Below are 10344 nucleotides of genomic sequence, written 5' to 3' on the forward strand. Positions count from 1 at the left end.
ATTATCCCCTACTCGATTTTGAGAGGCAAAACTTTTTAAAAAATCTTTTTCATAACTTTATCTAGTACATTGATTGCTTCATCTTTCATGTTCTTTGTGACGTGGGTGTAGATGTAAGTAGTGACTTCAGAGTCGGAATGACCAACCCCGTCCGTGATTGTTTTTAAAGGAATTTTATTTTCTGCTAAGATGCTAATAGTGGTGTGTCTGAAGATGTGAGGAGACAGATGTTTGGGAATTGGTTTTTTTAAGGCGTTCGTTTGCTCGCTGGAGAGACTTGCTCAAGACGGAACTATGAACTGGTTTTCCTGTATTGGTAACAAAAATACGGTCGCTTTTGTGCCAATTCTTATCGGTTGTTTCTCTTAGACGATTTATAGTAGGTTGAAATAATATACGAACAGCTTGATTAGGGAAATCAAATTAATTTCTAGAAATATTTTAGCATCCACGGTGTACTATTCTAGTTTCAATTTACTATAGTTCAATCATTCTATCAAGAATATTGAATATATAAAAGCACCTACTATTAAAATTTCTTCTGATATCGAATTAGAGTCGGATGTCGATGGCGATAAATCAGATAATCTACCAGTCGACATCAAGGTACTAGGACAACACATTGAAGTGTATTCCGTACCTAAGAAACAATCATAAAACTCAAAGCCTTGTTACCGAGGCTTTTTTTATTATGTGATTTTCAGTAGGCAGATTTATTCTATATACAAGTAAAGCTAAGTATTTAATATTTAGCAGATGATGAAGAAAAGAATGGATGGCCTAAATATTTTAACAGATTTACGAGACTAATCATGGTATAATATAGGGTAATGAAAAATTCCAACGAGGCAGAGATGAAATTACTTTATACTGATATTCGGACTTCTTTGACTGAAATTCTAACCAGAGAGGCGGAGGAGCTAGTTGTTGCTGGCAAGCGAGTCTTCTACATCGCTCCCAACTCTCTTTCTTTTGAAAAGGAACGCGCCGTGCTGGAATGCTTGTCCCAGCAGGCTTCTTTTGCGATTACCGTCACGCGCTTTGCTCAAATGGCTCGTTACCTAGTCTTGAATGACTTGCCTGCCAAGACTAGTCTAGATGACATCGGTCTTGGGATGGTCTTTTACAGATGCCTTGCAGAACTTGACCCCAAGGACTTGCGTGTTTATGGAGCTATCAAGCAGGATCCTCAATTTATCCAGCAGTTGATTGAATTTTACCACGAGATGACCAAAGCTCAGATGAGTTTTTTAGACTTGGAGAGTTTGACGGATGAAGACAAGCGAGCAGACTTACTCTTGATTTTTGAGAAGGTAACGGCCTATCTCAATCAAAGCCAGTTGGCTCAAGGAAATCAGTTGTCCCATTTGATTGAGGCTATTGAGAATAACAAAGTTAGTAGTGATTTTACTCAAATCGCCTTGGTTATTGATGGATTTACCCGTTTTTCTGCTGAGGAAGAGCGGATTGTGGACTTACTTCATGGCAAGGGTGTTGAGATTGTTATTGGGGTTTATGCTAGTAAGAAAGCTTATACCAGTCCATTCGCTGAAGGCAATCTCTACCAAGCCAGTGTGGAGTTTCTCCATCATCTAGCCTCTAAATACCAAACTCCTGCTCAAGACCGTTCTCAGACTCATGAGAAGAGGGATAGCTTTGACAAAGCCTCTCGTTTGCTGGAGTCTTCTTATGACTTTTCAGAATTAACATTGGATGTCGATCAGAAGGACCGTGAAAACTTACAAATCTGGTCTTGCTTGACACAAAAGGAGGAGTTGGAGTTGGTAGCCCGTAGCATTCGTCAGAAATTGCATGAGAACTCAGTCCTGAGCTACAAGCATTTTCGTATTCTCTTGGGGGATGTAGCTTCTTACCAGTTATCGCTGAAAACCATTTTTGACCAGTATCAGATTCCTTTTTATCTTGGTAGAAGCGAATCCATGGCTCATCATCCCTTGACACAGTTTGTCGAGTCTATTTTAGCTTTGAAACGCTATCGTTTTCGTCAGGAGGATTTGATAAACCTTCTTAGAACAGGTTTGTATACCGACCTTAGTCAGGCTGATATTGATGCTTTTGAGCAATATATCCGCTATCTTGGTATCAATGGCTTGCCAGCCTTTCAGCAAGCCTTCACCAAATCCCACCATGGAAAATTTGATTTAGAGCGTTTAAATACTCTTCGTCTGCGTATTTTAACACCTCTTGAAACCCTCTTTGCTAGCCGAAAACAAAAGGCTGAAAATCTCTTGCAAAAGTGGAACTCTTTTCTAAAAGAGGGAGCGGTGACCAAGCAGTTGCATGACTTAACAGCCACTATGGAAGCTCTTGAACAGGAAAGACAAGCCGAGGTTTGGAAGGCATTCTGTCATGTTTTAGAACAATTTGCGACCGTTTTTGCTGGTTCACAGGTTAGTCTAGAGGACTTCCTAGCCTTGCTCCATTCTGGAATGAACCTATCTCAATACCGTACCATTCCAGCGACAGTGGACACCGTTCTGGTGCAGAGTTACGATTTGATTGCGCCCTTAACGGCTGACTTTGTCTACGCCATTGGGCTAACACAGGACAATTTACCAAAAATCGCGCAAAATACCAGTCTTTTGACAGATGAAGAAAGGCAAAACCTAAACCAAGCGACAGAGGAAGGGGCACAATTGCTGATTGCCAGCAGTGAAAATCTCAAGAAAAATCGCTACACTATGCTTTCCTTGGTCAATTCTGCTCGTAAGCAGTTGGTCTTGTCAGCTCCAAGCCTTTTTAATGAAAGTGAAAGTAAGGAGGCAGCCTATCTTCAAGAACTGGTCCATTTTGGATTTAGTCGAAAAGAGAAGAGGATGAATCACAAAAGGCTGTCTAAGGAAGATATGGGGTCATATCACAGTCTTTTGTCTAGTCTAGTTGCTTATCACCAGCAGGGCGAGACGAGAGATAGGGAGCAAGATTTGACATTTATTAAGGTTCTGGCGCGTGTCATGAGTAAAAAACTAGACCAGCAAGGTCTGGAAAATCCAGCCCTCCCAACCAGTCCAAGCAGTAAGCAGTTGACCAAGGATACCTTGCAGGCTCTCTATCCAGCTGACAAGGAATTTTACCTCTCTACCTCTGGTTTGACGGAGTTTTACCGGAACCAATACAGTTATTTTCTTCGCTACGTTTTAGGCTTACAAGAAGAATTACGCCTGCGTCCTGATGCCCGTAGTCACGGGAATTTCTTGCACCGCATTTTTGAACGCGCCTTGCAGTTGCCTGACGAAGATTCCTTTGACAAACGTTTAGAACAAGCTATCCAAGAAACCAGTCAAGAACGCGAATTTGAAGCAATTTATCAGGAAAGTTTGGAAGCCCAGTTTACCAAGGAAGTTCTACTTGATATAGCTCGCACGACTGGACATATTCTCCGACACAATCCAGCCATCGAAACCATCAAAGAGGAAGCGAATTTTGATGGAAAAGAGCAGGCCTTTATTCAATTGGACAATGGACGGAGTGTCTTTGTACGAGGTAAGGTTGACCGCATTGACCGATTGAAAGCTGATGGAGCGATTGGAGTAGTAGACTACAAGTCTAGTCTGACCCAGTTCCAATTTCCTCATTTCTTTAATGGTCTTAATTCCCAACTGCCAACCTATTTAGCTGCCCTAAAAAGAGAAGGGGAGCAGAACTTTTTCGGCGCTATGTACCTGGAAATGGCTGAGCCTGTCCAATCTCTCATGGCCGTTAAAAGTCTGGCAGGTGCAGTAGTAGAAGCCAGCAAGTCAATGAAATACCAAGGCCTCTTTTTAGAAAAAGAAAGCAGTCATTTGGGCGAATTTTACAATAAAAACAAGGCCAATCAGCTGACGGATGAGGAATTCCAGCTCCTACTGGACTATAATGCCCATCTTTACAAGAAAGCAGCTGAGAAGATTTTAGACGGTCAGTTCGCCATTAACCCTTATACTGAAAATGGCAGAAGTATTGCACCATATGTTCAGCAACATCAGGCTATTACAGGATTTGAAGCCAATTACCACTTGGGCCAAGCCCGTTTCCTAGAAAAGTTGGACCTAGCTGATGGCAAGCGTCTGGTCGGAGAAAAACTCAAGCAAGCTTGGTTTGAAAAAATAAGAGAGGAGTTGAATCGATGAAGCCTATTCCCTTTTTAACTGAGGAGGAAATTCAAAAACTGCAAGAAGCAGAAGCAAATTCGAGCAAGGAACAAAAGAAAACTGCCGAGCAAATCGAAGCTATCTACACTTCTGGTCAAAATATCCTTGTCTCAGCGTCGGCTGGTTCTGGTAAGACTTTTGTCATGGCCGAGCGTATTCTGGACCAATTGGCGCGTGGTGTCGAAATTTCTCAACTCTTTATCTCAACCTTTACCGTCAAGGCTGCGACTGAACTCAAAGAACGCTTGGAGAAAAAAATCAGCCAACAAATCCAAGAAAGCGATGACGTTGACCTCAAACAACACTTGGGTCGCCAGTTGGCAGACCTACCCAACGCAGCCATGTTTACCATGGACTCTTTTACACAAAAATTCCTTGGTAAACATGGCTATCTGCTTGATATTGCGCCTAATTTCCGTATTTTACAAAACCAAAGTGAGCAACTCCTTCTAAAAAACGAAGTCTTCCACGAGGTCTTTGAAGCCCATTACCAAGGTAAGCAGAAAGAGACCTTTAGTCATTTGCTGAAAAACTTTGTTGGACGTGGAAAAGATGAACGGGGGCTGCGCCAGCAAGTCTATAAAATTTATGACTTTCTCCAATCCACCAGTAATCCTAAAAAATGGCTGAGTGAATCTTTCCTCAAAGGTTTTGAAAAAGCTGATTTTACCAGTGAAAAAGAAAAACTGACTGAGCTAATCAAACAAGCTCTTTGGAATTTGGAAAGCTTTTTCCGTTACCATCTGGATAACGATGCCAAGGAGTTTCCCAAAGCTGCCTATTTAGAAAATGTTCAGTTGATTCTGGATGAAATTGGCTCCCTAAATCAGGAGTCCGATAGTCAGGCTTATCAGGCAGTACTTGCGCGTGTTGTCGCAATTTCGAAAGAGAAAAACGGCCGGGCCCTGACTAATGCCAGTCGTAAGGCTGATTTGAAGCCACTGACCGATGCCTACAACGAGGAGAGAAAGACCCATTTTGCTAAACTAGGACAACTGTCAGACCAGATAACCATTCTCGACTATCAAGAACGTTATCATCAAGACACATGGGAACTAGCTAAAACCTTCCAAGCCTTCATGGGTGATTTTGTGGAGGCTTATCGTCAGCGTAAACGTCAGGAAAATGCCTTTGAATTCGCTGATATCAGCCATTACACCATTGAGATTTTAGAGAAATTCCCGCAAGTCCGTGAAGCTTATCAGGAGCGTTTCCACGAAGTCATGGTCGATGAGTATCAGGATACCAACCATATTCAAGAACGAATGCTGGAATTGCTGTCTAATGGCCACAATCGCTTTATGGTGGGGGATATCAAGCAATCTATCTACCGTTTCCGTCAGGCAGATCCGCAGATTTTCAATGAGAAATTCCAACGCTATGCGCAAAATCCCCAAGAAGGCAAGCTCATTCTCCTCAAGGAAAATTTCCGAAGTAGTTCAGAAGTGCTGTCAGCAACCAATGATGTCTTTGAACGTCTCATGGACCAAGAGGTCGGCGAAATCAACTATGATAACATGCACCAGCTTGTTTTTGCCAATACCAAACTGACTCCTAATCCAGAAAACAAAGCAGAATTGCTCCTCTACGATAAGGACGACTCAAATGAGGAAGAAGAGAGTCAAACAGAAACGAAACTAACAGGCGAAATGCGCTTAGTTATCAAGGAAATCCTTAAACTTCATCAGGAACAAGGTGTTGCCTTTAAGGAAATTGCCCTTCTGACCTCCAGTCGCAGTCGTAATGACCAGATTCTCCTCGCCCTGTCTGAGTATGGGATCCCTGTCAAAACTGATGGAGAGCAAAACAATTATCTCCAATCTCTAGAAGTGCAAGTCATGCTAGACACCCTTCGTGTCATTCACAATCCTCTTCAAGACTATGCCTTGGTTGCCCTTATGAAGTCTCCTATGTTTGGCTTTGATGAGGACGAGTTAGCACGTTTATCTCTTCAGAAAGCAGAGGATAAAGCCTACGAAAATCTCTATGAGAAACTGGTCAATGCTCAAAAACAGGTAAGTAGCCAAAAAGTCTTGATTCACTCAGCTCTAGCTGAGAAACTAAACCAATTCATGGATATCTTGGCTTCTTGGCGCCTGTATGCCAAAACCCACTCTCTCTATGACTTGATTTGGAGGATTTACAACGACCGTTTTTATTATGATTATGTTGGAGCTTTGCCAAATGGTCCTGCTAGACAGGCCAATCTCTATGCCCTAGCTCTGCGAGCTGACCAGTTTGAAAAGAGTAATTTCAAAGGCTTGTCTCGTTTTATTGGTATGATTAACCAAGTTTTAGAAGCCCAGCACGATCTTGCAAGCGTGGCCGTCGCACCGCCAAAAGATGCAGTGGAGCTCATGACTATCCACAAGAGTAAAGGGCTAGAGTTTCCTTACGTCTTTATTCTCAATATGGATCAAGATTTCAACAAGCAAGACTCTATGTCAGAAGTCATTCTCAGCCGTAAAAACGGTCTAGGTGTCAAGTATATTGCCAAAATGGAGACTGGAGCAGTGGAAGATCACTATCCTAAAACCATCAAACTCTCCATTCCTAGCCTGACCTATAGGCAGAACGAAGAGGAATTACAGCTAGCAAGCTATTCAGAGCAGATGCGTCTCCTTTATGTTGCCATGACGAGGGCTGAGAAAAAACTCTATCTTGTCGGCAAGGGTTCTCGTGAAAAGCTGGAAGCCAAGGAATACCCAGCAGCTAAAAATGGAAAACTAAATAGCAACACTAGACTTCAAGGCAAGAATTTCCAAGATTGGATTTGGGCTATCAGTAAAGTGTTTACTAAGGACAATCTCAACTTTAGTTATCGTTTTGTTGGAAAAGATCAGTTGACTAGAGAAGCCATCGGAGAGTTGGAAACCAGGAGTCCACTCCAAGATAGCTCCCAAGCAGACAATCGTCAATCAGATACCATCAAAGAAGCCCTTGAAATGCTGAAAGAAGTGGAAATTTATAATACTCTTCACCGCGCAGCCATTGAACTTCCTAGTGTTCAAACTCCAAGTCAAATCAAGAAATTCTACGAACCTGTTATGGATATGGAAGGTGTCGAGATTGCAGGTCAAGGCCAGTCAGTAGACAAGAAAATTAGTTTTGATTTACCAGATTTTTCAAGCAAAGAAAAGATAACAGGAGCTGAGATTGGTAGTGCTACCCACGAACTCATGCAGAGAATGGATCTCAGCCAGAGACCAACGCTTGCTAGCCTAACAGAAACACTCAAACAAGTTCAAACTAGCCAAGCTGTCAGAGACAAGATCAATCTTGATAAAATTCTTGCTTTCTTTGACACAGCACTCGGTCAGGAAATTATCGCTAATACCAACCATCTTTATCGCGAGCAACCTTTCTCCATGCTCAAACGAGACCAAAAGAGTCAGGAAGACTTTGTTGTCCGTGGAATCTTGGACGGCTATCTGCTTTATGAGGATAGAATCGTTCTGTTCGACTACAAGACAGACCGCTATGATGAACCAAGTCAACTCGTAGACCGCTATCGTGGTCAGTTAGCTCTATACGAAGAGGCTTTATCACGAGCCTATTCGATTGAAAATATTGAAAAATACTTGATTTTACTCGGTAAAGACGAGGTTCAAGTTGTAAAAGTATAATTTATACTCTTCGAAAATCTCTTCAAACCACGTCAGCTTCATCTGCAACCTCAAAACTGTGTTTTGAGCTGACTTCGTCAGTCTTATCTACAACCTCAAAGCTGTGTTTTAAGCAGCCTGCGGCTAGCTTCCTAGTTTGCTCTTTGATTTTCATTGAATATTAGAAAGGAGACCTCATGACACTTCCAGTTAGAAAATCCCTGTATGATGCAGTTTTACAGGCTTCAAAAGCGGATACTTGGGAACAAGCTACCAAGGAATGGAATGAAGTTTCCTTGATTTTTAACGGTATTGGCCGTAGCAATTGTGTCTGTGGAAATGCCATCAAGTACGCCTACGAACTCTTTAACGGTGTCACAGGTCAACGCCTCTTTCCAATTGGTAGCGACTGTGTTCGTCATTTTCATCGATTGTCCCTTGACCAGCAACTGGAAGAGGAAGAAAAACTGCTCAGAAAGGTTGAAAATCTGACCAGAAAAGCCCATAAAAAGGAGAAAATCAAGGTCAATAAAAGTGACTTTGACGAGCGACTTTTAAAATGGCTCTGGGAAAAAGATGTTTTCAAACCCAATCGTGGCAATCAATTTGCACCTGAGAGAGACTACCAGCTTTTCCTAGAAGTCTTTCAAGGAGGAAGTTGGACCAAGGCGGAGCCAAAGAAAAAAGCTCGGATGGAAGAAGTCCTTGAAAAGTGTATCAAGCCCTTTTTACTTGGAAAACCAGATGACCAACTCTACCTTGTCAAACTAGGAAAAGATAAAATTGATTACGAACAAGAACTCCGTATCCAAGCAGAGAAAGAGCGCAAAAAGAGGGATAAAATCGCCAAGCAATATGCAGACAATCTGGTTCTAGCTATGGGCCCAGCAGAGCGTGCCTATCAAGATTACTTTGGCTTTACAGAGACCCTGACTCAAGAAGAACGAAAGTGGGAGAAAATTCTTTTTGGTAAAAATAGAGCAGAACGAGCTATCAAGGCCAAACAATACCAAAAAGAGCTGGAAAAAGACCAACGAATTGCCAGTCAGGATCCAATTGAAAGAAAACAGAAGCAGACTTGGCTCCTCAATTCCTATTTTCGTGAGCTTCCTGAAGAAAAAGCTCGATTTTCTAGGCTCTTATTAGAATATCGAAAAAGTGGTGAAGTACCCTTTTCAACTGAATACCTGTCAGATCATCTCATCGACTTTTTCTATAAAATGAAAGCCTTTGAATTTGAAATCGCACCAGAACAAGTCCGAGATTTTCTAAAAAAAAGCCTGCAGGAAGACCATCGCTCATCAGCACAAGGAAGCTGGATAGAAGGAATTCTCCTCAACTGCCTCAAACCATTTTTAGAACGATTAGTGATATGAGTAACACCTGCCGTGGAAATTTCATGGTAGGTTACATTTTATCCAAAAAATAATAGGGAATTGCAAAACTACTACTTGGTATTTTATATATAAAAAAAGTATGAAAACGCAACTCAATTTTAAGACTTTTTGCTAAATAAAGAGTATAATTAAAGTATGTTCCCTTTTTTATAGATAGTACACTAATATAAAAAAGTTAGGCTTACATATTTTTAAAATTTTATTTCAAGGAGGAATAATGGAAAAGTATTTTGGTGAAAAACAAGAACGTTTTTCATTTAGAAAATTATCAGTAGGACTTGTATCTGCAACGATTTCGAGTTTATTTTTTATGTCTGTATTAACTAGTTCATCTGTGGCTGCTCAAGAGACTAAAGGTGTTCACTACAAATATGTGACAGAGTCAGAGCTATCATCAGAAGAAAAGAAGCAGCTTGTATATGATATTCCGACATACGTGGAGAATGATGATGAGACTTATTATCTTGTTTATAAGTTAAATTCTCAAAATCAACTGGGAGAATTGCCAAATACTGGAAGCAAGAATGAGATGCAAGCCTTAGTTGCTGGTGCTAGTTTAGCAGCTCTGGGGATTTTAGTTTTTGCTGTTTCCAAGAAAAAAGTTAAGAATAAAACGGTATTGCATTTAGTATTGGTTGCAGGGATAGGAAACGGTATTCTAGTATCAGCCCATGCTTTAGAAAATAATCTTTTACTGAATTACAATACGGACTATGAATTGACCTCTGGAGAAAAATTACCTCTTCCTAAAGAGATTTCAGGTTACACATATATTGGATATATCAAAGAGGGAAAAACGACTTCTGATTCTAAGGTAAGTAATCAAGAGAAATCAGTAGCCACTCCAATAGATCAACAAAAGGTAGATTATACGATTGCACCGAATTTTATAGAGAGTCCATCAAAAATACAAGTGATTAACGGACAGTATGAGGCTGTTCCAGAATTTAGGGATGGACAAGTTGGAACTGTAGCTGATGCAACTCCTAAGCCAGGAGAAAACTCAGGAGAGACTAAAGAAGAATCCACAGACGCTTCAGAAGTTCCTTCTGCAACTCCAGTCGAGAAGCCGAAAGAACAAGAACCAGAAAAAACTGTAGAAGAAGTTCCAGTAAAACCAAATGAAGACACTACAGAAGGAACCTCAAATCAAGAAGCAGAAAATCCAGTTCAACCTGCAGAAGAATCAAA

At 41.1% G+C, this 10344-nt stretch carries 5 protein-coding genes and 2 pseudogenes; 5 read left to right on the forward strand and 2 right to left on the reverse strand.

Going from position 1 to position 10344, the window contains the following annotated elements; all coding sequences use genetic code 11:
* Positions 1-35: 35 nt before the first annotated feature.
* Positions 36-396: pseudogene (locus tag HT729_RS10945) on the reverse strand (tyrosine-type recombinase/integrase).
* 105 nt (positions 397-501) lie between these two features.
* On the opposite strand from HT729_RS10945, the pseudogene HT729_RS10950 reads away from it, so the two are divergent.
* From HT729_RS10950 to addA, 3 genes and pseudogenes are all read left to right on the forward strand, one after another.
* Positions 502-657, forward strand: a pseudogene (locus HT729_RS10950) (diacylglycerol kinase family lipid kinase); the annotation flags it as partial.
* 197 nt (positions 658-854) lie between these two features.
* Positions 855-4130, forward strand: a complete 3276-nt coding sequence (gene rexB / locus HT729_RS10955; protein ID WP_172932017.1) for an ATP-dependent nuclease subunit B — start codon at positions 855-857, stop codon at positions 4128-4130.
* Positions 4127-7777, forward strand: coding sequence for a helicase-exonuclease AddAB subunit AddA (gene addA / locus HT729_RS10960; protein WP_172932018.1), 3651 nt, complete (start codon positions 4127-4129; stop codon positions 7775-7777). The genes rexB and addA overlap by 4 nt, the downstream gene beginning before the upstream one ends.
* 22 nt (positions 7778-7799) lie before the next feature.
* Here the strand turns inward: addA and HT729_RS10965 are convergent, their stop codons facing one another.
* Positions 7800-7931 carry a hypothetical protein gene (locus tag HT729_RS10965; protein WP_000692919.1) on the reverse strand — a complete coding sequence of 44 codons (132 nt, stop codon included), beginning with the start codon at positions 7929-7931 and terminating at the stop codon, positions 7800-7802.
* 22 nt (positions 7932-7953) lie between these two features.
* On the opposite strand from HT729_RS10965, the gene HT729_RS10970 reads away from it, so the two are divergent.
* The gene (locus HT729_RS10970) at positions 7954-9132 is read left to right on the forward strand and encodes a hypothetical protein (RefSeq protein WP_172926376.1); all 1179 of its coding nucleotides are present in this window, start codon (positions 7954-7956) and stop codon (positions 9130-9132) included.
* A gap of 238 nt (positions 9133-9370) precedes the next feature.
* A partial coding sequence (locus HT729_RS10975) for a YSIRK-type signal peptide-containing protein (protein WP_240164446.1) occupies positions 9371-10344 on the forward strand: 974 nt, incomplete at its 3' end.

Origin of the sequence: Streptococcus sp. 79, assembly GCF_013277425.1 — a bacterium.
In the GTDB taxonomy this organism is placed as follows: Bacteria; Bacillota; Bacilli; order Lactobacillales; family Streptococcaceae; genus Streptococcus; species Streptococcus pseudopneumoniae.